This is a genomic window from Acidovorax sp. SUPP950 (assembly GCF_030158935.1).
Taxonomy (GTDB): domain Bacteria; phylum Pseudomonadota; class Gammaproteobacteria; order Burkholderiales; family Burkholderiaceae_C; genus Paracidovorax.
In genome coordinates this window covers 81,119-102,227 of record NZ_BQXE01000010.1, presented here as the reverse complement: position 1 = coordinate 102,227, position 21,109 = coordinate 81,119, and the positions used below count along the sequence as shown (strand labels likewise).

At 69.9% G+C, this 21,109-nt stretch carries 25 protein-coding genes; 16 read left to right on the top strand and 9 right to left on the bottom strand.

Annotation, left to right across the window (positions count from 1 at the left end):
• The first annotated feature begins 9 nt into the window (after window positions 1–9).
• From AVME950_RS23365 to AVME950_RS23355, 3 genes are all read left to right on the top strand, one after another.
• The gene (locus tag AVME950_RS23365; protein WP_272566652.1) at window positions 10–615 is read left to right on the top strand and encodes a class I SAM-dependent methyltransferase; all 606 of its coding nucleotides are present in this window, start codon (window positions 10–12) and stop codon (window positions 613–615) included.
• 86 nt (window positions 616–701) lie between these two features.
• Window positions 702–1,556, top strand: a complete 855-nt coding sequence (locus AVME950_RS23360) for a DUF6216 family protein (protein WP_284431633.1) — start codon at window positions 702–704, stop codon at window positions 1,554–1,556.
• The gene (locus AVME950_RS23355) at window positions 1,546–2,358 is read left to right on the top strand and encodes a tRNA-uridine aminocarboxypropyltransferase (RefSeq protein ID WP_284431632.1); all 813 of its coding nucleotides are present in this window, start codon (window positions 1,546–1,548) and stop codon (window positions 2,356–2,358) included. The genes AVME950_RS23360 and AVME950_RS23355 overlap by 11 nt, the downstream gene beginning before the upstream one ends.
• A gap of 40 nt (window positions 2,359–2,398) precedes the next feature.
• Here AVME950_RS23355 and AVME950_RS23350 read toward each other — a convergent pair whose 3' ends face one another.
• The 3 genes from AVME950_RS23350 to AVME950_RS23340 all read right to left on the bottom strand — a co-directional run bounded on the left by AVME950_RS23350 (window position 2,399) and on the right by AVME950_RS23340 (window position 4,432).
• Complete coding sequence (locus AVME950_RS23350) at window positions 2,399–2,752, bottom strand: hypothetical protein (RefSeq protein WP_284431631.1); 354 nt, start codon at window positions 2,750–2,752, stop codon at window positions 2,399–2,401.
• Between the two features lie 161 nt (window positions 2,753–2,913).
• On the bottom strand, window positions 2,914–3,573 hold the full coding sequence (locus AVME950_RS23345) for a peptidoglycan recognition protein family protein (RefSeq protein WP_284431630.1): 660 nt from the start codon (window positions 3,571–3,573) through the stop codon (window positions 2,914–2,916).
• A gap of 238 nt (window positions 3,574–3,811) precedes the next feature.
• On the bottom strand, window positions 3,812–4,432 hold the full coding sequence (locus AVME950_RS23340; RefSeq protein WP_284431629.1) for a DNA-3-methyladenine glycosylase: 621 nt from the start codon (window positions 4,430–4,432) through the stop codon (window positions 3,812–3,814).
• A 171-nt stretch (window positions 4,433–4,603) separates the two neighbouring features.
• Here AVME950_RS23340 and AVME950_RS23335 point away from each other — a divergent pair, with 171 nt between their 5' ends.
• On the top strand, window positions 4,604–5,176 hold the full coding sequence (locus tag AVME950_RS23335; protein WP_284431628.1) for a hypothetical protein: 573 nt from the start codon (window positions 4,604–4,606) through the stop codon (window positions 5,174–5,176).
• 48 nt (window positions 5,177–5,224) lie between these two features.
• Here AVME950_RS23335 and AVME950_RS23330 read toward each other — a convergent pair whose 3' ends face one another.
• Entirely contained in the window at window positions 5,225–5,647 is a 423-nt protein-coding gene (locus AVME950_RS23330) for a hypothetical protein (protein WP_284431627.1), read from the bottom strand.
• A gap of 137 nt (window positions 5,648–5,784) precedes the next feature.
• Here AVME950_RS23330 and AVME950_RS23325 point away from each other — a divergent pair, with 137 nt between their 5' ends.
• The 12 genes from AVME950_RS23325 (at window position 5,785) to AVME950_RS23270 (ending at window position 15,240) form a co-directional block, all read left to right on the top strand.
• Window positions 5,785–6,660, top strand: coding sequence for a PA4780 family RIO1-like protein kinase (locus tag AVME950_RS23325; protein ID WP_272566665.1), 876 nt, complete (start codon window positions 5,785–5,787; stop codon window positions 6,658–6,660).
• 192 nt (window positions 6,661–6,852) lie between these two features.
• Window positions 6,853–7,191: a hypothetical protein gene (locus AVME950_RS23320; RefSeq protein ID WP_284431626.1), complete on the top strand. Its 339-nt coding sequence runs from the start codon at window positions 6,853–6,855 to the stop codon at window positions 7,189–7,191.
• Between the two features lie 130 nt (window positions 7,192–7,321).
• Entirely contained in the window at window positions 7,322–7,933 is a 612-nt protein-coding gene (locus tag AVME950_RS23315) for a DUF1439 domain-containing protein (RefSeq protein ID WP_284431625.1), read from the top strand.
• Window positions 7,934–8,301: 368 nt separating this feature from the next.
• Entirely contained in the window at window positions 8,302–9,444 is a 1,143-nt protein-coding gene (locus AVME950_RS23310; protein WP_284431624.1) for a mechanosensitive ion channel family protein, read from the top strand.
• Window positions 9,445–9,566: 122 nt separating this feature from the next.
• Window positions 9,567–9,818 carry a hypothetical protein gene (locus AVME950_RS23305; RefSeq protein WP_272566672.1) on the top strand — a complete coding sequence of 84 codons (252 nt, stop codon included), beginning with the start codon at window positions 9,567–9,569 and terminating at the stop codon, window positions 9,816–9,818.
• A 267-nt stretch (window positions 9,819–10,085) separates the two neighbouring features.
• The gene (locus AVME950_RS23300) at window positions 10,086–11,135 is read left to right on the top strand and encodes an SDR family oxidoreductase (protein WP_284424405.1); all 1,050 of its coding nucleotides are present in this window, start codon (window positions 10,086–10,088) and stop codon (window positions 11,133–11,135) included.
• 80 nt (window positions 11,136–11,215) lie between these two features.
• Entirely contained in the window at window positions 11,216–11,587 is a 372-nt protein-coding gene (locus AVME950_RS23295) for a hypothetical protein (RefSeq protein ID WP_272566674.1), read from the top strand.
• 135 nt (window positions 11,588–11,722) lie between these two features.
• Window positions 11,723–12,151, top strand: a complete 429-nt coding sequence (locus tag AVME950_RS23290) for a VOC family protein (protein WP_284424404.1) — start codon at window positions 11,723–11,725, stop codon at window positions 12,149–12,151.
• Window positions 12,152–12,193: 42 nt separating this feature from the next.
• Window positions 12,194–12,691: a GyrI-like domain-containing protein gene (locus AVME950_RS23285; protein ID WP_284431623.1), complete on the top strand. Its 498-nt coding sequence runs from the start codon at window positions 12,194–12,196 to the stop codon at window positions 12,689–12,691.
• 330 nt (window positions 12,692–13,021) lie between these two features.
• Complete coding sequence (locus AVME950_RS23280; RefSeq protein ID WP_284431622.1) at window positions 13,022–14,098, top strand: pirin family protein; 1,077 nt, start codon at window positions 13,022–13,024, stop codon at window positions 14,096–14,098.
• An 80-nt stretch (window positions 14,099–14,178) separates the two neighbouring features.
• The gene (locus AVME950_RS23275; protein ID WP_284431621.1) at window positions 14,179–14,640 is read left to right on the top strand and encodes a GNAT family N-acetyltransferase; all 462 of its coding nucleotides are present in this window, start codon (window positions 14,179–14,181) and stop codon (window positions 14,638–14,640) included.
• A gap of 129 nt (window positions 14,641–14,769) precedes the next feature.
• Window positions 14,770–15,240 carry an FKBP-type peptidyl-prolyl cis-trans isomerase gene (locus AVME950_RS23270; RefSeq protein ID WP_272566680.1) on the top strand — a complete coding sequence of 157 codons (471 nt, stop codon included), beginning with the start codon at window positions 14,770–14,772 and terminating at the stop codon, window positions 15,238–15,240.
• A 117-nt stretch (window positions 15,241–15,357) separates the two neighbouring features.
• Here AVME950_RS23270 and AVME950_RS23265 read toward each other — a convergent pair whose 3' ends face one another.
• From AVME950_RS23265 to AVME950_RS23245, 5 genes are all read right to left on the bottom strand, one after another.
• A complete protein-coding gene (locus AVME950_RS23265) occupies window positions 15,358–16,362 on the bottom strand; it encodes a Csu type fimbrial protein (RefSeq protein WP_284431620.1) in 1,005 nt (334 codons plus the stop codon).
• Window positions 16,359–18,731 (bottom strand): fimbria/pilus outer membrane usher protein, encoded by a 2,373-nt coding sequence (locus AVME950_RS23260; RefSeq protein WP_284431619.1) that lies wholly within the window; start codon window positions 18,729–18,731, stop codon window positions 16,359–16,361. The genes AVME950_RS23265 and AVME950_RS23260 overlap by 4 nt, the downstream gene beginning before the upstream one ends.
• Window positions 18,718–19,566, bottom strand: coding sequence for a fimbrial biogenesis chaperone (locus tag AVME950_RS23255; RefSeq protein ID WP_284431618.1), 849 nt, complete (start codon window positions 19,564–19,566; stop codon window positions 18,718–18,720). The genes AVME950_RS23260 and AVME950_RS23255 overlap by 14 nt, the downstream gene beginning before the upstream one ends.
• Window positions 19,563–20,156, bottom strand: coding sequence for a spore coat protein U domain-containing protein (locus AVME950_RS23250; RefSeq protein WP_284431617.1), 594 nt, complete (start codon window positions 20,154–20,156; stop codon window positions 19,563–19,565). The genes AVME950_RS23255 and AVME950_RS23250 overlap by 4 nt, the downstream gene beginning before the upstream one ends.
• Window positions 20,157–20,234: 78 nt before the next feature.
• Window positions 20,235–20,876: a Csu type fimbrial protein gene (locus tag AVME950_RS23245; protein WP_284431616.1), complete on the bottom strand. Its 642-nt coding sequence runs from the start codon at window positions 20,874–20,876 to the stop codon at window positions 20,235–20,237.
• Between the last annotated feature and the right edge of the window lie 233 nt (window positions 20,877–21,109).

The window sequence follows — 21,109 nt, the reverse complement described above, 5'->3', positions numbered from 1 at the left end:
ACCGCCTCTTTGAAATCAGCCAGCGCAAGCACCTTCGACGAGGCGTACTACCAGCGCTTCTACTACGACAAGAAGACCAGCGTGGTGGACCCGCAGCACATGGAGCGCCTGGGCACTTTCGTGTGCAGCTACCTCAAGTACCTGCGGGTGCCGGTGCAGCGCGTGCTGGACGTGGGCTGCGGCATCGGGCTGTGGAAGGGCATCGTGGCGCAGCACTTTCCCGCGGCCAGCTACCAGGGCGTGGAGTTCAGCCCCTACCTGTGCGAGCGCTACGGGTGGCAGCAGGGCTCGGTGGTGGACTACCAGGCCAGCGAGCCGTTCGACCTGGTCATCTGCCAGGGCGTGCTGCCCTACCTGAGCCCGCCCGATCTGAAGGCCGCCCTGCGCAACCTGGGCCAGTTGAGCCGTGGCGCGCTGTATGTCGAGGCCGTGTCCCGAGAGGACTACGAGCGCGACATCATCGACGAAGACCTGACCGATGCGCGCATCTTCCGGCACTCCGCCACGCTGTACCGGCGCGGGCTGCGCGAGGGCGCGCTGGAGCTGGGCGGCGGCCTGTGGCTGAGCCGCCAGGCCGAGGTGCCGCTGTTCGAGCTGGAGCACGTGGGCGGTTAGCGGGGCGCCGGTGGAGGAAGTCGAGCGGTTGGCGATGTAGGGCGCCGGCACCCTGGAAGATTCAATAAAAAGCGAAGGGAGAGGTGATGGAAAACGCAGGGATCGGCGAGTTGTCCAAAGGCATTGTGGCGTGGCTGCCGTTGGCATTGCCGCTCCTCCTGCTCGTGATGTTTGGGTGGGTGATCTTGCGCTCCGAGTCGTGGCACCTGCTGCGGCGGCGCACCTGGCAACTGGTGCACGGCAAGGGCGGCATCACCGATCCGGCCTTGCAGAGCTATGTGGAAGAGCAGACCAACCTGACGGCATTCCGGGTGTTCGTTGGCATGCCGGTGACCACGCTGGCCGAGGCGCACACCCTGATGGCGTGGTGCCGCGCGCACGATGTCCGGCTGGAGATACTGCGGCGGTGCGGGCAGTACTTCGATCTGGAGACGCGCACCATCAAGGCGAGCCCGCGGTTGCTACGGATCAAGGGCAACGTGTGGGGCATTTGTGCCATGGTGTCGCTGGTAGTGGCTGCGATTTCTTGGCAGTTGATCACCCTCCCCTATGCGGGGCTGACCCTGAAAGAGAGTGGTCAGCACTTTCTGGCGTCGGAGGTTGAGATCCGGACCGTGTGGCCGCTGCTGAACGCGCCTACTTTGAAAGCAAAAGATTGCGCCAAAGAGCAGGCTGCTGCAGTCCAGCGATTGGGCTTTTCAGCGAGCGATGTCGCCCTGCTCTGCGAAATGCTGCCAAAGCAGGAGTTTCGGGAATTCGCCCGAAAGGCCCTGCTGGAACAGCGGATCGGACTCTTCGTTTTGGGTGCATTCATGTTGGTTTTGATGTATTTCGAAACAATGGCCGCGCTGAGTTGCCGATGCGCTGAAAGATTGCTCAAGCGCCGGCTGCCACCCTGGTTGCCCGGAGAGCAGATGCCATTGGATTTCGATGCCCGTTGAACCACATGGGGATGTTCCCCACGCCGTCTCCCGCCTGCGCACCGAGCGCCTGGCGCGCAGCTCCAAGCCGTTCCTCGCCCGAGGCGGCCCGCGCGGCGAGCGCTGCCCCGGCTGCCGGCTGGTGCCCAGCCACTGCCTGTGCGCCGTGCGGCCCCAGGTCGCCACCCAGGCCGGCATGTGCCTGCTGATGGCCGACATCGAGCCGCTCAAGCCGAGCAACACGGGCTGGCTGATCGCCGACGTCGTGCCGGACACCTTCGCCTTCGGCTGGGCGCGCACGGTGGTGGACCCGGCCCTGCTGGCGCTGCTGCGCGACCCGCAGTGGCAGCCATATGTGGTGTTTCCTGGCGAGTTCGCAGAGCCTTCGCGGGTGGTGACCCGGGTGGAGCCCACAGAGGTTCCAGCGCAGGGCATGACGCCGCCGCCCCTGCGCCCGCTGTTCGTGCTGCTGGATGCCACCTGGACCGAGGCGCGCAAGATGTTCAGGAAGAGCCCCTACCTGAACCACCTGCCGGTGCTCAGCCTGCAGCCCGAGCAGCTGTCGCGCTACCGGCTGCGCCGCTCCCAGCGCGACGACCATTTCTGCACCTCCGAGGTGGCGGCGATCTGCCTTGAACTGGCGGGCGAGTCGTACGCAGCGCAGACACTGGAGGCCTATCTCGACGTGTTCACCCACCACTACCTGCAGGCCAAGCACCAATTGCCGGTGGAGATGGACGGCGAGGCGCACCGCCGGTTGCGGGCCCTTCGGACGCCGGCGCCGGGCGCTGCGGCGCAGGGAGCCGCGCAGCAAGACGGATGAGGGCGCGGCGGCTTGGCGGCGCGCTCCTGCCTCCTTCATTTCACCGCTTGCAAACCTCGCAGTAGTAGAAGTAAACGTCTTCCTCCCGGCCCTTGACCACCGGCGACAGATAGCCCACGCCGCTGTCGGCCGCGAACGAAAGGCGCACCTGCCGGCCGTCCTTGAATTGCACGTCCACGGGATCGCTGGTGCATTCGCCGAAGGATCCGTAATAGTTCATCACCGCCACCTGCGAGATGGGGATGGCCTGCCGCAGGAAGTTGCGCACATACCGCTCAGTGACGCGGGCCGGCGGCGGATCGGCCGTGCATGGCTTGCCTTCCGCATCGAAGAATCGCGCACTGGACAACGTGATGCGGCGCAACGGGCCGATGACGTAGGCGCGGGCTTCCATTCGGCGGCGGTCTTCCTCCAACTCTGGGGCTGCGGCGGCCGTCGATACGGCGGACTCTGCCTTTGGCGGCGCAACAGGCTGTGGTTGTTGGCTCGTTGGTGCCGAATGGGCCAGTGTGGCCAACATCAGCCCTGCCAGCGTGGCAATCTCAGGGGGCGTTGTCATTGCCATGCTGCCGTGCTCGCTTCGGTTGGGTTTTTCCGGCTGACGGTGGGATGGCGGAACACCTCGGTTTTTGGAATGGAGAGCGACATGGCCAGCTCGTCGAGCAGCCATTGCAAGGAAGCGTTTTGAGCGTTGTTGACGGGCTCATAAACCGCGTTTTGATTGAAGAAGATTTCGCGCTGCTTTGGCGTTGCATTCCCTGGTGGATTTTTCCCCGGAGGCAGGGAGGGGCGCCCCACGATTTCTATGCCAAGGCTGTCGACATTGGACGGGTAGCGGACTGGCACCGACTTCTGCATTTCTATCTTGTGCATCCTGTCGGGGACGCTGGACTGAGGAAACTGCTTCGACTGCTTGAATTCAGCAGGTTGGCATTTGAACTCAACCAGGCAGCGCGCCAGCAAGGGGCCGACATGATTGGTGCGCTTTTTAACGGATGCCGTTTGATAAATGGCGCCATCTTTGTCGATGAGGAAATGGGCGCCATTGGCATTGGCGTTGCCGTAGCTGTTGAAAGCGCTTGCAGACGTGGCAGCACCTGTTTGATGAACGATGATTCCCTCGATTTCAGTGAAAGGTTGCCGCTCAATCTGTGAATAACGTCGTGCTATGACTCGTGCGTGAACAACCATCCCTTGTGCGTCTAAGTTGAGCAATCTCTTCTCCCTTTTTCAATAGCAGGATTTATGAAATTCCGATCGCCCCATGATCTGCGATGCGTCAATCGTGTGTTGCTGTCTGATTGTGAAGCTGCTGCCAGCCATCGGCCCGAATTGGACGGATCGCCAAAATTCCCGGCGGGCGTCAAACGCTTCCATGACGGGGAAATCTATCTGCGAGAGGAAATCTCGGTGTGAAAAATCGTCAAACCAAGTTTGGTGGAGGTTCGCGCGATTACAGATCAGATAGGTGTCTGTTGTCTCGTCCAAACGGCCGGCTCAGAAACCGCGAACCCTTCTCCCCGAACCGCCAGGGCACTTCGACCGCCTTGGAGATGCCGATGCGCGGCCCGGCGATCACGTCGGGCGCCGGGTGGCCCGGCGAAGGCTGCAGCAGCGCGAACGGCGGCAGGTGCAGGGACTCGCCGTCCAGGCGTGCGTCGATGCCCAGCGCCTGCGCCAGCCGTCCGGGGCCGGCGCATAGCAGCCGGGCGTCCTGCAGGCCGCGCCGTTCGCGCAGGGTGTCCAGTCCGTGGGTGGGCTCGATGGCCCGCAGCAGCACGCCTGCGCCATGGCCCGCTTCGCGGCACACGGTGTTGACGCACCAGTGCAGGCCGTAGGAGCGGTACACGTAGGCGCAGCCCGGCGGGCCGAACATGGCCGCGTTGCGGGCCGTGGGGCCACCGAAGGTGTGCGAGGCCGGGTCGGTCTGGTCGTAGGCCTCGGTTTCCACGATGCGGCCGCCCACGCCGTCGACCAGCAGCGTCACGCCGATGAGCCGGCGTGCCACCTCGTGCGCTGGGGCGGTGAAGTCGATGTCGGCAAGGGTCAGGGCCAGGGGCAGGTCGTGGGGCATGGGCGTGATGCTACGACCCGCAGCGGCCGGCGACGGCCGGGCCCTGTGTCATGGGGGCGGCACGCCACGGCGATACTGGCGGGCCGAACGCCTCCGCCCGGCCGGCGTTCTGCCGGGTCCAGCGTCTCCCCTTGTTTCTTCAACCAACGAACCCGACCACGAAGGCATGCCATGAATTTTCCGTCCCACCGATGGCTCCGCGCCGGCTTCGCGCTGGTCCTCGCCTGCCTGCTGTCCAGCGCACCCTGGGCGGCCGAGCTGAGCGCCAAGCGGCAGGCGCTGCTGATGTCCATGTTCAAGGAAGACGCCGTGCTCACCGAGCAGGTGCACCGCGACTTCTGGGCGGGCGTGGACGCCTCCGACGCCGCCGCCACCGAGGCCGCGCAGGACCGACTGGCCGCGGCCATGCGCAATTCGATCGAGTACGAGCGCGCGACAGCACTGAGCTACCAGGCCAGCATGAAGCAGCGCAAGCCCGTGGTGAATCCGCGCTACGAGGCGGCCCTGAAGGACCGGCTGGCCATGCTGAAGGCGCGCAACCTGGCGCCCGACGACGTGCTGGCCAAGGACAAGGCGTTTCGCGCCTCGCTGGTGCCGATCTCGCGCGGCAAGCCGTTCGAGGCCGACGGCAAGCGCATCGTGATGACGCCTGCTCTGGTCGATGCAGCATTGCAGCGCGTGGAGGCTTCGCACCAGCGGCTGGAGCGTTTGCTCAATCCGGTGTGGGCCGGTGCCGGGGGCTGACACGGCCCGCGTTGCGGTGCAGCTAATGCACCGAGGTTGGAGGCCTGTTCACTTGACGGAAGGAAAGGTGAAGTCTGCGCCCATCAGCCCTTCACAGGCCTCGCAGTAGAGGTAGTACGTGGTCTGGTGAATTTGCAGCACACCCCAGCCCGTCGCGTTGTCCAGCGACAGCCGGCCTTTTTTCCGGTTCGTCAGTTGCAGTTGCGCTTCGGCCTGGCAGTCGCCCTGGTCCAGACTCTGGAGGTAGTTGTACCGGGCGCTTCGGACGGCATGCTGCCAAAAATAGGCCACCCGGCGGGTGTCGATGGAAAGGTTTTCGCAGTTCGCATCCCCGCCTTGCATGCTGTGTGCGGCGCCCTTGTGGATGTGAATCGCAGAGGGGTGGCCGATGGCGTGGATAGCTTGTGCGGCGGTGGGCGCGTCGGCCTGCGCCGTGTTCGTTCCGCACAGCGCCCAGGCGATGCCCAGCATCGCCACGCCATGAACGCCGCGTTTCCGGCGCCGGGGATTGGTTGTCTTCAAGATCATTGGCATGGACGTGGAGAGTGCTTCATGGATGCGCCCGGCGCAGAAGCATAGACGGTCTTGCCAGGGGGCAAAATGCCCCGATGAAAGCTCCCCCCAGACTCCAGTCCCTCATCGAGGAAGGCCTCATCGACACCGTGGTGCGCCAGCTCATGAGCGGCAAGGAAGCCATGGTGTACGTGGTGCGCTGCGGCGACGAAACGCGCTGCGCCAAGATCTACAAGGAGGCCACGCACCGCAGCTTCCGGCAGGCGGTGGACTACACCGAGAACCGCCGGGTCAAGAACTCCCGCTCGGCCCGTGCGATGGCCAAGGGCAGCAAGTTCGGCCGGCAAGCGCAGGAGGCCGCGTGGCAGAGCGCCGAGGTCGATGCGCTCTACCGCCTGGCGGCAGCCGGCGTGCGCGTGCCGCAGCCGTTCAACTTCCACGAGGGCGTGCTGCTCATGGAGCTGGTGACCGACGCGCACGGCGATGCGGCGCCGCGACTGAACGACGTGGCGTTCACGCCCGAGCAGGCCCGGGCGCACCATGCCACGCTGATCGCCGAGGTGGTGCGCATGCTGTGCGCGGGCGTGGTGCACGGGGACTTGTCCGAGTTCAACATCCTGCTCGCCCACCTGCCTGGCGCCGGTGCGGACGAAGGCGCCGAGGGCCCGGTCATCATCGACCTGCCCCAGGCGGTGGATGCGGCGGGCAACAACCATGCGCCGCGCATGCTGCTGCGCGACGTGGCCAACCTGCGCGATTTCTTCGGCCAGTTCGCGCCCGAGTTGCGGGCCACTGAGTACGGCCCCGAGATATGGACCCTGTACCAGAGTGGCCAGCTCACGAACGAGACCCCGCTCACCGGCCGCTACGAGCGCCGCCATGCGGATGTGGACCTGCAGGCGGTGATGCGCGAGATCGACGATGCGCGGGCCGAGGATGCGGCGCGCCGGCTGCGCATGGCGGGCGGGTAGCGGCAAGGGCGCGCGCGGGGCGGGGCTCACAAACCTTCACAAAACAGGCGCACGCGCACGGGGGTTGCCCTGCAAAATCGTTGACCGGGCGAAATGGCCGGACTTCCCAGGCGCGCGCCGCCTTGGGGGCCGCCGCCGAGCCCGCGCACGGCCCTGCCGTGCCTTGGCGATGACACCACCGGAGCCTCACCCATGAACCCAGCCACCTGCGCGATCTGCGGCCAGCCCCTGGACGATGCGGCCGAGGGCGCCTATGGCGACTGGGTCGCGTTTGCCGACCACGACAACCACGCGCTGCCCGAGCCTGGAAGCCGGGCGCCCGGTCTGGCCTATTTTTGCGCGGAGCACCTGGCCCGGGCCCGTGAGCGCGCCGCATGGCGTTGTCACGATGCAGTGCAGGCCCTTCGCCTGCATGCCGGCGCGCAGGCTGCAAGCGCGCTGCAGGCCCTGTCCGCCCCGGCGCCGCTGGGCGGGGCTGCGGAGGCCGTCACCGCCCCGCAGTCGCCCTGGTGGCAACGCTGGTGGGGCTGACGTGCGGGCCGGGGCCATGGGGCTGGCCATCGCCCGCCTGCGCCGCCGGCCGGGAACTGATCGGCCTGCCCACGGTCAGTCACTGCCGTTGCTGGTCTTTTCTTTTCTGCACATGAGGGTGTCCGCCACGATGGTTGCTTTCCGTTCGATTCCGCACCCCGCGCACTCCAAGCCCTCCACAGCACCCCGTGGCGTTTTCCGGGCCGTCTGCGCCGCGCTCGCCCTGGCCGCCTGCGCCGTGGCGCCCCAGGCCTGGGCGCAGAGCTACACGATCTCCGCCGAGCAGATGCAGGGCGCCGTGGCCGAGAAGTTCCCCCGCCGCTATGCGCTGGGCGGCCTGATGAACCTGGATGTGCAGGCGCCCCGGCTGCGGCTGCTACCGCAGCAGAACCGGCTGAACGCCGACATGGACGTGACCGCCTCGGGTCCGCTGCTGCAGCGCCGCTACGCCGGCGCGTTCGATGTGGACTTCGCGCTGCGCTACGAGCCATCGGACCGCACGATCCGCGCGCACCAGCTGCATGTGAACGCGCTGCGCCTGGAGGGGCTGCAGCCGCAGGCCGCGGAAATGCTCGACATCTATGGCCCGCAGCTGGCCCAGCAGACGCTGAGCGAGGTGGTGCTGCACCAGTTGCGGCCGCAGGACCTGGCCGTGCCGGATGGCCTGGGCATGCAGCCGAGCAGCATCACGGTGACGGACAAGGGGCTGGTCGTGCGCTTCGAGCCCAAGGCCGCACCTTAGAAAGGAAAGTGTTCACCGCTTTTTCGGGGATGGCTCTTCTACCCGCGGGGCCAGGGCCTTTCCGGGCGGTTTGCCGCGTTGCCGCGTCTGCACGCAAGCCCCTGCCATTGGCGGCGCACCGCGCCTTGTATCCCGCGTTGGAGATGTTCTGAGCGCCGGGCCCGGCGCGCCGCAGGGCAGGTGCGGCGTGGTCCTACCCCGGTCCGGCCCGGCGTTTTTTACGATGGGTGCTTTCCGGCGCGGCCACGCAGCGCCGTTGCGCACGGTCCCGCCGTGCCCGCAGGGGCCACCGGCCCCTTCCGCCCCATTCCTTTCATGCCACCGGCGGCGCCTCGCGCGCGGCCCGGTCCTTCTTTTCAAGGAGCTCCATGAACACGCCATCCTTCACCTCGTGGTTCCAGACCGAAACGCTCTGGGGCCTGTCCCTGGTCAGCCTTGCGCTGGCGCTGGCCGCCGCGCTGGGCGCGTACCTGGCCATGTCGCTGCTGCTGGGCGTGGCCGTGCGGCGTGCGCGGCGCCTGGCCGAAGCGCAGGGCGGCAGCCACCGCACGGCAGGCGTGGTGTACGAGCTGCTGGCCGGCACCAGCCGGCTGCTGGTGTTCGTGGCGGCCGTGCTGGTGGGCGTGGGCATGCTCGATCTGCCGGGCCGCTGGGCCACGCGCGTGGGGCAGCTGTGGTTTCTGGCACTGGCGCTGCAGGTGGGGCTGTGGGGCACGCGCGCGGTGGCCCTGGGGATCGCGCGCTACCGCATGCACCACGGCCTGGCCGCCGCGGGCGACGCGGCGCCGTTCAGCGCGTCGGCCACGCTGCTGTCCTGGGGGCTGCGCACGCTGCTGTGGGCCACGGTGCTGCTGGCCATGCTGTCCAATCTGGGGGTGAACATCACGGCGTTCGTGGCCAGCCTGGGGGTGGGCGGCATCGCGGTGGCGCTGGCGGTGCAGAGCATCCTGGGCGATCTGTTCGCCTCGCTGGCGATCGCGGTGGACAAGCCGTTCGATGCAGGCGATTTCATCGTGGTGGGCGGCGTCGCGGGCACGGTGCAGCGCATCGGCCTCAAGACCACGCGCATCCGCAGCCTGGGCGGCGAGCAGGTGGTGATGAGCAACACCGACCTGCTCAAGCAGACCATCAACAACTACCGCTACCTGCAGGAGCGGCGCATCGTGTTCCAGTTTCGCGTGCCCTACGGAACCACGGCCGAGCAGGCCGAGGCGGTGCCGCAGGCCGTGCGCCGCATCATCGAGGCCGAAGACCAGGCGCGCTTCGACCGCGCGCACCTGCAGGGCTTCGTCGAGAACGGGCTGCAGTACGAGGTGGTCTACATCGTGCTGGACCCGGCCTACAACGTGTACATGGACCTGCAGCAGCGCATCAACCTGTCGCTGATGCGCGAACTCGCAGCGCTGGGCGTGGACTTCGCCGTGCCGGCGCGCACGGTGCAACTGGCCGCGCCGGCGGGCGGGCCGCCGCCCGGGGGCTTTCTGCGCGTGCAGCAGCCGGCGACGGCCTGAGCCCGGCGCGGTTGGTGCGAGCCGGCGCGGCAGGGCGCCGTGGCCCTTGCGGGCCCCGTTGGTTAAAGTAGCGGCCCTCGCCCCCACAGGCGCCCTCGATCCCCAACGCGGCAGAAAACCCCATGACCCAGGACCCGGCTCGACAGAGCGAATTGAAGAAGATGGAGCTGTGCGATGGCTGCGCCGGCATCCAGCGCAACTGGCGCCGCGCCCCCGGCCATGCCGAGCTGGTGCAGCGCGGCAACCGCAAGGAAGAGCGCGACCACGGCCTCGTCACCATCACCCGCTACCAATGCGACCGCTGCGGCACGGCGTGGGAGTACGAGAACGACAAGACCGACCAGCGCGCCGGCTGGTCCGTGGTGGGGCGCTGAAAGCCTGCCAAGGCGTGGCCGCCGGATGCTATTAAATAAATAGCGTGATGCCCTAGTGGATATTGCGCTGGCGGCCTGCAGGAGTCGCCATGCCGTGCTCCGTAGGGTGGCCCGTGCGGCCGCCTTTCCGGCACCGTCCTACGCCCGGGCCCGCGATCGGGGGATACAACGGCCATTGGAAGGCGGCGCCTTCGCGTCTGGGTGGGTCACTGCATTCAGGCGCCCGCGCCGTTCGCAGCAACGACGACCCCAAGGAATCCCGGCCCCATGCTCTTTGCCCGCTCCCCGACCCCCGATCCCGAAACGTCTGCCGACCAGGCCCCGGCCGCGCCCCTGCCCGAGCGCACGGTCGTCGTCATCACGGGCGCGTCCAGCGGCATCGGGCACGCCACGGCGCTGGCCTTCGCCCGGCGCGGCGCGTGCATCGTGCTGGCCTCGCGCGACGCGGGCACCCTGTCGGCGGTGGCGCTGGCCTGCCGGGCCGAGGGCGGCACCGCCATTGGCGTGCCCACCGACGTGACCGATCCCCAGGCCGTACAGGCCCTGCGGGCCAAGGCGCTGCGCCATTTCGGCCACATCGACGTGTGGGTGAACAGCGTGGGCGTGGGCGCCGTGGGGCGTTTCGAAGACGTGCCCGTGGCCGCGCACCGCCGCGTGCTGGAGTCCAACCTGCTGGGCCACCTGCACGGCGCGCACGTCGTGCTGCCGCACTTTCGCGAACGTGGCCGCGGCACGCTGGTCAACCTCATCTCGATGGGCGGCTGGGTGCCCGCGCCCTATGCGGCGGCCTACACCGCGAGCAAGTTCGGCCTGCGCGGGCTGTCGGAAAGCCTGCGCGCCGAGGTGTCCGACCTGCCCCACGTGCACGTGTGCGACGTGGCCCCCACCTTCGTCGATTCGCCGGGCCTCTCGCACGGCGCCAACTACACGGGCCGCAGCATCCGGCCGCCGCTGCCCATGGTGGACCCGCGCCGCGTGGCCGATGCCATCGTGGGCCTGTCCACCCGCCCGCGCGACGTGACCTGGCTCGGCGCGCCCGCGCTGCCCGGCCGCCTGGCCCACGCGCTGGCGCCGGCCAGCGTGGGCCGCGCGATGCGCTGGCTCGCCGATGCGGCGCTGCGGCGGGCGCGCGAAGTGCCCGCGTCCGAAGGCAACCTGTTCAAGCCGTCGCGCGGCACCGCCATCGACGGCGGCCACCGCGATCACCGCGACAGCCGGCTGGCCGCCGTGGCCGCGCTCGGCGTGGCGGGCCTGGTCTGCGGCTGGTGGCTGGCCACGCGCGAGACCGGCAGCGACGGCACCGGCCGGCAGCCTTGACTTGACGCGCCACGCACCGCAGGGGCCTGTGCGCAAGTCCCGGGTGGCCCCCGTTTCGTTGGAACTGAAAGGATGAGTCCATGACCGCTTCCTCGCTCTCCCAGGCCGCGCGCGCCGCGCAGACCTTCACGCTCTATGCGGCCGGCGGCCGCGTGTACGCCAGCAACGTGCGCGACAAGCTCATCGACCTGGGCGGGCTGACCGAGGCCCAGGGCCGCTACGGCTATGCGCTGGATGGCGGCGACCAGGTGGCGCGAGACGGGTTTCCCAGCCCCGAGGACGCGCTGGCGGACATCGCCGGCACCGTCACCTTCCTGTACCTGGACGGGCAGTTCACCGCGCTCGAAGACCTGTCCGATGGCCGCAGCCCGGACCTGAGCGACGTGCCGCAGATCCAGATCAGCCTGGATGCGCTCGGCCATGGCGAGCCGGCCATCGCCGCCGATATCTGACCGATGGCCCTGCGCCCCGGGTCCGGGAATCCCCGGTGGACGCTGTCCGGCAGGCCGGCTATGGTTTGTGAACGGTGTTCACAATCGTGATGGGCGCCGCACCCGGCCCCGGCGCGGGCCGCCAGGAGACGACGCATGAAAGTGGAACCCTACCTGTTTTTCGACGGCCGGTGCGAGGAAGCGCTGGCGTTCTACCGCACGGCCCTGGGCGCGGAGGTCACCGCGCTGATGCGCTTTTCGGACAGTCCCGCCCCGACCGATGCGTCCGGTTGCGCGGGCGCGGCCCCGCCGCCGGGCGACAAGGTCATGCACGCCGCGTTCCGCATCGGCGAGACCACGCTCATGGCCTCTGACGGCATGAACGGAGGGCAGCCCGTCTTCCAGGGCGTGTCGCTGTCGCTCAACCCGGCCGACGAGGCCGAGGCCCGGCGTCTGTTCGCCGCGCTGTCCGAGGGCGGCCAAGTGCAGATGCCGCTGTCGCCCACCTTCTTCTCGCCCGCGTTCGGCATGGTGGCCGACCGGTTCGGGGTGCCGTGGATGGTGGTGTGCACGCCCGCTGCCTGACCGGCCCGCCCTGATGCCGAACGCGTGCCATCGTCCCTCCGATTGACCACCACGGCCCCCGCGCCCGCTCAGCCCATGATCGACACGCCCCACATCGCCGACCTGCCCGCCCGCCCTACGGCGTTCATCCACGTCACCTGCACCCGCGAGGAGATCCAGCACGTCATGGGCCAGGGCGTGCGCGACCTCATGGACGCCGTCGCCGCCCAGGGCGCATCGCCCGCCGGCCCCTGGTTCACCCACCACCGGCGCCGGCCCACGGACACCTTCGACTTCGAGATCAGCGTGCCCCTGGCCACGCCCATCGGCCCGCACGGCCGCATGCAGCCCGGCGAGTGGCCCGCCATGCGCGTGGCCCGCACCGTGCACCGCGGGCGCTATGAAGACCTGGCCGGCGCCTGGGGCGAGTTCCTGCAATGGATCGAGGGCGAGGGCCTCACGCCCACGGGCGAGCTGTGGGAGTGCTACCTGACCGGGCCCGAGACCGGCTCGGACCCCACCGCCTGGCGCACGGAGCTGAACCAGCCGCTGCAGGATTGAGCGGCCTGCCAGCTGCGTTGGGGCGGATTGCTATTGAATCGATATCAATGCGGGCATGCAAATCGCCGGCATGGACTGGTTTTTCCTTGAAATGCAGGCTTGGAATGGCATGGCAGTGCGGACCCGTCCCGTCCCTGCGGCATGATCCGCGCGCAGGCCACTGTTCCATCCCCGCACCAGTCCGTTCTGCCACGCCCGCGTTGCAGCGCCGCCGGCCGCCCCCATGTGCAGTGACAGACCATGCCGCCGCATGGCCCGCGCCACGCTGGCCGCACCCCACCGTGCATGCCGGCCGCCGGGGCCGCGCGCGGCGCCACCCAGGAGCTTTCCATGCCAGCCGTTGCCGACACCCCCATCCTGAACACCCAGCCCCTGGGCCCGCTGTGGCCCACGGTGGACCCGTTCCTGTTCTGCGCCCACCACGACGACGCCTATCCGCCCGGCAATGCCGAACTGGGGCCCGATGCGCCGCTGGACGGCCGGCAGATCGGGCAGGACTTCTCGCGCCGGGACGGCTGGAGCATGTACCACGGCGACGTGGTGCCCGGGTTCCCGCCGCACCCCCACCGCGGGTTCGAGACGGTGACCATCGTGCGCAAGGGCCTCATCGACCATGCCGATTCGCTGGGCGCCGCCGCCCGCTTCGGCCAGGGCGACGTGCAGTGGCTCACCGCCGGCGACGGCGTGGTGCATTCCGAGATGTTCCCGCTGCTGGACCGCACCGGGCCCAACCCGCTGGAGCTGTTCCAGATCTGGCTCAACCTGCCGGCGCGTTCCAAGCGGGTCGATCCGCACTTCACCATGTTCTGGTCCGGTGACATTCCGCGCGTGGTGGACCCCGGCACGGACGGCGGCGGCGCCACCCACGTGGCCGTGGTGGCTGGCCGGCTGGGCGAGGCCGCGCCCCTGACGCCCCCGCCGGGATCGTGGGCCGCGCAGGCCGATGCCGACGTGGCCATCTGGACGCTGCGCCTGGAGCCCGGCGCGCGCTTCACGCTGCCCGCTGCCACCGGCGAGGGCACCCGGCGCATGCTGTACTTCTTTGCCGGCGGCGGCGTCACGCTGGCGGGCCGCCCGGTGGACCACGCCGCGCTGGAGTTGCGCGCGGGCGAGGCGGTGGCACTGCACAACGGCGGCACGGCCGACGCCGAATTCCTGCTGCTGCAGGGCCGGCCCCTGGCCGAGCCGGTGGTGCAGTACGGCCCCTTCGTGATGAACACGCAGCAGGAAATCGCCGAGGCCCTGGCCGACTACCGCCGCACCGGCTTCGGCGGCTGGCCCTGGGGCGATGCGGCGCCGGTGCACGGGCCGACCCTGGGCCGGTTCGCGCAGCGGCCGGGCGCGGCGCCGGACGTGCCCGCGCCGGTGGGCGAGGCCCCGGCCCGGCCGGCCGCCGTGCAGGCCTGAGCCGTGCGGCCGCCTGGCGGCGTTGGGGGCGCGGCTGCGGCATACTGCGGCCCCTTTTCCACACGCTTTGCCCGACCGCCATGCCCAGCCCCGTTCTGATCCGCCCCCTTCGCCCCGATGACCGGGCGGCCTGGCAGCCGCTCTGGGACGGCTACAACGCCTTCTATGGCCGCGAGGGCGCGACGGCCCTCTCGGCCGAGATCACGCGCACGACCTGGGCGCGCTTCTTCGATCCGGCCGAGCCGGTCTTCGCGCTGGTGGCGGAGTCCGGGGGCACGCTGTGCGGTCTGGTGCACTACCTGTTTCACCGCAGCACCACGCGCATCGAGCCCACCTGCTATCTGCAGGACCTGTTCACCGCGCCGGCCGCGCGCGGGCAGGGCGTGGGGCGGCAGCTGATCGAAGGGGTGTACGCGGCGGCGCAGGCGGCCGGCGTGCGCCGCGTGTACTGGCAGACCCACGAGACCAACGCGGCGGGGCGCCGGCTGTACGACCAGGTGGGGCGGCACGCCGGCTTCATCGTCTACGGCAACGATGCCTGATGGTGGCCATCGCGCCGTGGCGGGCCTCCTGGGATCCGTGCGCGCGTTGCTCGACAATGCAGGCCTGCACCGCCGGGCGCACGCCGCCCGGCTTCGACCGATTCACCGACCTGTCCGGACCCTCCCTCCATGAACATCTCCAAAGACACCGCCGTCACCTTGAGCTACAAGGTCACCACGCCGCAGGGCAAGCCGCTCGATTCCGGCCACATGGCATACCTGCACGGCGGCTACGACGGCATTTTTCCGAAGGTGGAGGCCGTGCTGGACGGCCAGGCCACGGGCTTTGCCACCACGCTGGACCTGACCGCGGCCGAGGCCTTCGGCGAGCGTGACGAAAGCCTGGTGCGCACCATCCCCAAGAGCGAGTTCCCGCCCGGCGTGAAGGTGGGCGGCCAGCTGCGCGGCGCGGGCAACGACGGGCGCGAGCACGTGTTCAACGTGGTCAAGATCAAGGGCCCCGAGGTGCACCTGGACGGCAACCACCCGCTGGCCGGCCAGGCGCTGCGCTTTTCCTGCAAGGTGACCGAGGTGCGGCCGGCTTCGCCGGAAGAAGTGGTGCACCGCCACGTGCACGGCGGGCACGGCCACCACCACTGATCGGGGCGTTCATGGGCATTTGCTATTAAAAATATAGCTAAATGCCCTAGTGTTGATTGCGCTGGCGGCCTGTTCGGCTGGATTTTCGGGACGGACGGGCTGGATGGGTGGTGCGGCTCAGAACTGCACGTCCACCACCACGTTGTCCAGGTAGGTGCCCTCCACCGGCGCGGCCTGGTCGGGGTACACGCGGGCGCGGTACGGAAACACGTGCGACCCCGTGCCGTTGGCGATGCCGCCCGCCGGGCCGGACGTGGCCTGGCTGCTGGACACGCGGGAGCCGACGGTCGTGCCCCAGGGCGTGGTGCCCGCGCCGAAGAAGATGTCGTAGGCCAGCCGGTTGCTGCCGTTGGCCATCTGGCGCCGCCCGCCGCTCGGGTTGCTGCCCGGCCCCAGGCCGACGGTGTAGACCATGCCGCTGGTGCACACCATCGCCACCTGCGACGCGGCCTCGCCGAAGCCCGTGGGCAGCGCGGCGCTGCCGAAGTTGATGGCCCCGGGCGTGATGAGGCAGTCGTTGTTCACCTGCAGTTCCACCGTCACGGTGCGCGTGGCCGTGCCGGCGTACACCGTGCCCAGGCAGGTGGCGAGCAGGCCCGCGCCGTCGCACAGGTTGTAGGTCCAGGCCAGCCGCAGGGTGTCGCGGTAGGTGCCGGCCGGGACGTTGGCGTTCAGCGTGGCGATCTGCACCGGCACGGTGGCCTTGCGGTTGGGCAGCAGGGTGAGGATGTTGGCCCCGGTGGCGTTGATCACCAGCAGGCCCGACGAATAGGTGAGCCCGCTGCCGTTGCCCGCCTGGTAGCCGATGGCCTTGGTGCTGTCGCTGATGTTGCGCAGCAAAAAGCCGTTGTCGCTGGTGAGCGTGGCCCGCAGCACGCTGTCGGTGGACAGCAGCGACAGCAGCCCGGAGCCGCAGGTGATGGAGAAGCTGCCTGGCGTGGTCAGGCTGCCGTCGCGCACGGCGAAGGAAGACGCGGCGCCCAGCGAGGCGCCGGTTTCCGCATAGGTGCAGACGGCGGCGAACGCCGGTGCGCCGGCGGCGAGGGTTGCCAGGGTGAGCAGGCTGCGCACGGCCTGCCCCGGCCCGGCGAAGGGAGAGGGCCGGCGGCCGGACGGGCTCACGATTGCATCTCCGGGCCGGCGTCGGCCGGCGCGTCGCCCGTGCGGCACACCACGCGCAGGTCGCGCGTGCCGGCGTAGGCCTGTTCGCTGAATGCGCCGCGGCACACGGCTCCGTCCGGCAGGCGGGCCACCAGCGTGTTGCGGGCCTGCAGCGCGGTGAGGTACACCACGCCGTCCCAGCCCACCACCGTGGGCACGTTGCCCTGCTCGTGGACCACGGCGGTGCCGGCTGGCAGCGGCGCGCCCCGGCCGTCCACCAGCGTGATGGTGGCGGTGCGCACGCGCATCACCGGCAGCCGCACCAGGGTGCCGGTGCCGCGCGCCACCGCCACGCGCTTTTCCAGGCTGGGGGTGTGCACGTCCGCCGGCAGCGAAAGCGGGTCGATCTCGTAGCGGCCTTCGTAGTAGGCCGGCACCTCCGGCACGAGCAGGTAGCCGCGGGCGTTGGTGCGGCCCACCCGCTGGTGGTTGAAGAGCACCGGCACGTCCGCCATGCCGTCCGTGGACACCAGCGCGAAGCCGTCGCTGATGCGGTTGGAGGCGAAGGCATAGCCGTCCATCAGCCCGATCGATCCGGCCGCGCCCGCGAAGCGCGTGCCGTGGCCGGCCATGCCGTAGGCGCCGCCCTGCACCGTCATGGTGTCGCCGCGGTAGAGCGCCGAGGCCTGGCTGTAGCGGTTCGCCTGGCCGCCCACGGTGTGGCCCAGGTTCCAGCCGAAGCCGCCGTCCGATGGCACGGTGCGCTGCACGCTGGCCTGGGCCTGCGTGGTGCCGTCACCGTAGCGGGCCACGGCGGTCTGCGCGCTCGACTGGGGCCCGAGCACGTAGGTGAGCTGCAGGCGCATCTGCGTCTGGCCCGTCTCCAGCGTGCGGCCGGCGGTGAACGACAGGTAGCTGCGGTCCCCGAGCGGCGTGCTGTAGCCGGCGTAGGCCAGCCGGCTGCGCTGGCCCTCTCGGCTTTGCAGGTCCACCCAGCCCACGCTGAACGAGCCGCGCGCCACGTTCAGGCTGGCATCGAGCTGCCGCGTGCGGCGCGGCAGCTGAAAGCCGTCGTCGGCGTAGGTGCTGGCATCGCCGTAGCCGGGCGTGCGCTGCAGCTGCTGCAGCGAGATGCCGCCGCCCGTGCTCTGGAACTGGTAGCCCAGGCCGAGCTGCCAGCCGCTGCGGTCGCGCTGCGCCTGCCCCCGCGTGACGGAGGCATTGGCGACCCCCAGCAGGCCCAGCCGCAGCAGCCCGCCCGCGCCGGCCACGCCGAGCCCGCGGCCCGCCTGCGCCTGGGTTTCGAGGGTGAACGCCTCGGTGATGCCCTGGCGGTACACGCCCGAGGCCAGGGGCCGGCCGTAGGACAGGCTGCGAAAGCCGTAGGCGCGCCGCAGCGCCCCCAGCGACAGCGAGTAGTCGGTCCAGCCCGGGCGCAGCAGCTGCGTGTTGACGTAGAACGGCACCGAGGTCAGCACCTGCCGCCCGAGCGCGTCGGTGGTCACCACCGAGGCCGTGCCCGAGCCGTTCACCGTGGGCAGCTCGCCCAGCGTGAACGGGCCCGGCGCCACGGCCCGGTTGGCCGCGCGAAAGCCGTTGATGAACACGTCCACCGCCGAGGGCACGGCCGCCTGGCCCGAGAAGGCGGGCAGCGGATAGGTCACCAGGTCGGGCCGGATGCTGAAGTTGCGCGACCACTGCACGCCGCCCATGCGCACCGGCGTGCTCCACGGCAGCGAGCCGGTGATGACGTCGCCGTACACGGTCTGCGTGGCCTCCTGCGTCTCGGGCCGGGTCCACTGCGTGTCGTAGCGCACGTAGCCGGTCGACATGCCGGTGGCGCCGCTGCGCAGGATGCCGGTGCTGGACACCACGCCGGGCTCGCCGAAGTACCGGGCCTCGGACCAGACCGACGAGGTGGTGCGGCCCTGCGTGGTCATGGCGTAGGCGTCGTAGTTGAACAGCACGCCGCTGCCTCCGCCCAGCGGCAGCTGCGTGCGGCTGTGGTCGGCCAGGTCCTGCATCGGCAGCCATTCTGGCGGCACCTGCAGCAGCAGGCGCTGGCCCAGGCTGTCGTACTGGGCCGAGACGCCGGGCAGGGTGTCCACCGCCACGGGAGCGCCATCCGGCTCGGGGGTCTGCACGTGCAGCTCGCGCAGCGTTTCCGCGTCGATCTCGTAATGGGGGCCGCTGTGCTGCACCTTGACGACCTCGCCGGTGGTCCTTCCGTTGACCACGATCTCCAGGAACAGCGTGACCGGGGCGCCGGCATGCGCGTCCGGCACCGGATAGTCGCTGGCGCTGAGCAGGCGCGGCAGGCATGCCGCCAGCACCCCCCACCGGGCGATGCGGGTGCGCAGCGGAGAGGGGCGCGGTTCATTGCGATGCACGGGGCAGCTGGGCTTCGCGCCCGTTGACCGTCACCATCAGGTCGTGGTCGGGTGAGGGCGGCGGCGCCAGGTCCAGCGGCATCTGGCCATGGGGCAGCACGTAGTTCAGCACGTCCTTGGGCGGCGCCGCACGGCTGCCGCCGCGCGCCCAGGCGACGGAAGTGATGCGCGCGTGCGACGCGCCATGGTTGTGCACCACGACCTGGCCGGTGCGGCCAGCGCCCGTGAGGGCCCACGACAGTTCGGGGGTGATGACGGTGGTGCCATCGACCAGCGACCGGGTGTCGGCCAGACGCTGCGGCAGCGTGTCCGGCCCGTAGACGAAGAGCGGGATCGCATAGCGGATCTGCAGGCGCACGGCCACCGCCGCGTCGCTGGGCAGCGCTTGGGGCGTGCGCGATGCGCCGGCCGAGGGAGGTGTTGGCGCGGGCGGGTCCGGGGGCGGCGGGGGTGTCGCGGCGGGCAGTTCGTCCACCAGCACGCGGTAGGCCTGCTCGGTGCGCGCCGGCACCGGCTGCGTGGACAGCAGGCGCACCATCTGGCGCTGGCCCGGCGGAATCTGGCTGATGGGCGGGCTGGCCACCACCTCGCGCTGCGCCTCGAAGCGGTCCTGTCCGTCGGCCTGGCGCCACTGGAACACCCGCACCTGCATCGACACGGGCTCGGCGCCGCGGTTTTCCAGCCACAGCGCCACCGCGCGCTGCGGGCCGGTGATGACCGGGTCCACAGGCCAGATCATGATCGGCGTGGCCGCATGCGCCGGTGCGGCCGCCGGGCCGATGCCGCAGAGGCAGATCAGGGCCAGGGCGAGCGCGAGGAAACGGTGCAGCGTCACCACGACAAGGTCACCTGCACGGTGTCGGTGTAGGTGCCGGCGCTGAGCCCGGAGCCCGGGAACGTCGCGGTGGCCTGGATGGGCAGCGCCGTGGGTGTGGCGCCCAGCGCCATGTCCGCCGCCACGTTGGGCAACAGGGCCGGCGAGCCGGCCGCGACCAGCGTGAGCGCATAGGGAATGAACTGCGAGCCGTTGGAGAGTCGGCGCTGCGCGCCGCTGGCGTGCAGGCCGCTGCCCACCGTCACCCGCAGTGTGGTGCCCGGCGTGCACAGCACCTGGGCCTGCGTGCCGGAGCCGCCCGTGGCCATGACGCTGTGCGTGCCGGTGCGCACGGGCGAATGCACGCCGAAGTCGAGCAGGCCGAACGACAGCCCGGTGGTCTGCGCGCTGCCCGAGATCTGGCAGCCGCGGGCTACGGTCGCGCTCACCGGAATCGTGGCCGTGGTGGCGATGGGCGTGGCGGCCTCGGCGGGCGCGGCGACCCACGCCGGCAACGCCGCGAGCACCGCCACCGAGGCGGCTTGGCGCACGCGCGCCGGGGTGGGGTGCGGCCTGCGGAAAAGGTGCACAGGGCTTTTCAGGGCGTGCATGGGCCCACCATGCCGTCCGATGGCTTGCATCATGGGTGTCCTCCGGGCGGGCCGGGCGCGTGGCCGGCCGCCAAGCTGTCAGAACGTCAGCGTGACCCCGAGCGTGTCGGTGTAGGCGCCGAAGGGCAGCGACTGGCTGCCAGTCTTGTTGACCTGCCCGTAGATGGGCAGATTGAACGCCGCTCCCGCCGTGGGAATGGCGACATTCGCCACCGGCGTGTTGAGCGGGTAGGGCGTGGTGTGGCTCGCGTCCTGGTACACCTCGTAGGGGATGTAGGCCGACGCGGAGTTCATCGCCCGCGTGCCCACGCCCACCCCGGCGCCCTGGCCGGCATGCAGCCCGCCGCCCACCGTCACGCTGATGACGGTGATCTCTGGCGAGCACAGGATCTGCGTGGTGCCCGCCCCGCCGGCGCCGCCCGTGGGGGCCGCGCTCACGGTTCCCGTGAACGTCGCGGGCTGGGTGCCGAAGTCCAGCGTGCCGAAGCTCACGCCGGACTGCCCGCCCGAACTGCCCGAGATGACGCAGCCCGTGCTGATGCGCATGGTCGCCTGCAGGTTGCCGGTGAGGGTGTCCGCCGCCGCGGTGCCGGGCCCGGCCACGAGGGCCAGGCAGGACAAGGCCACCGCGGCAGGCATCGCGCGCAACGGCAGTCTGGGGGACGGGTCGGTGTGGATTCCGCGCGGCGTGGCGCCTGCGGCTGACGGTCTCGTTGGCATCGCTTTCCCCTATTCGTTGCAGGAAGAAAATTTCGATGGGACAGTGGTTTACGTCGTCTTGCAGCTCTCCAAGCTGCACTGTCTCCGGACACGGTTATTGCACATTTACAGGGAGAGCTTTCGCATTGCTAACAAATGGTAACAATCGGTCGGAAAGGCGCGCATTGATTGTTGCAACGCGAAACAGCGACCCCACCGCTGTGCCGTCTGGCGGTGGCGCTATCGTTTTTGAT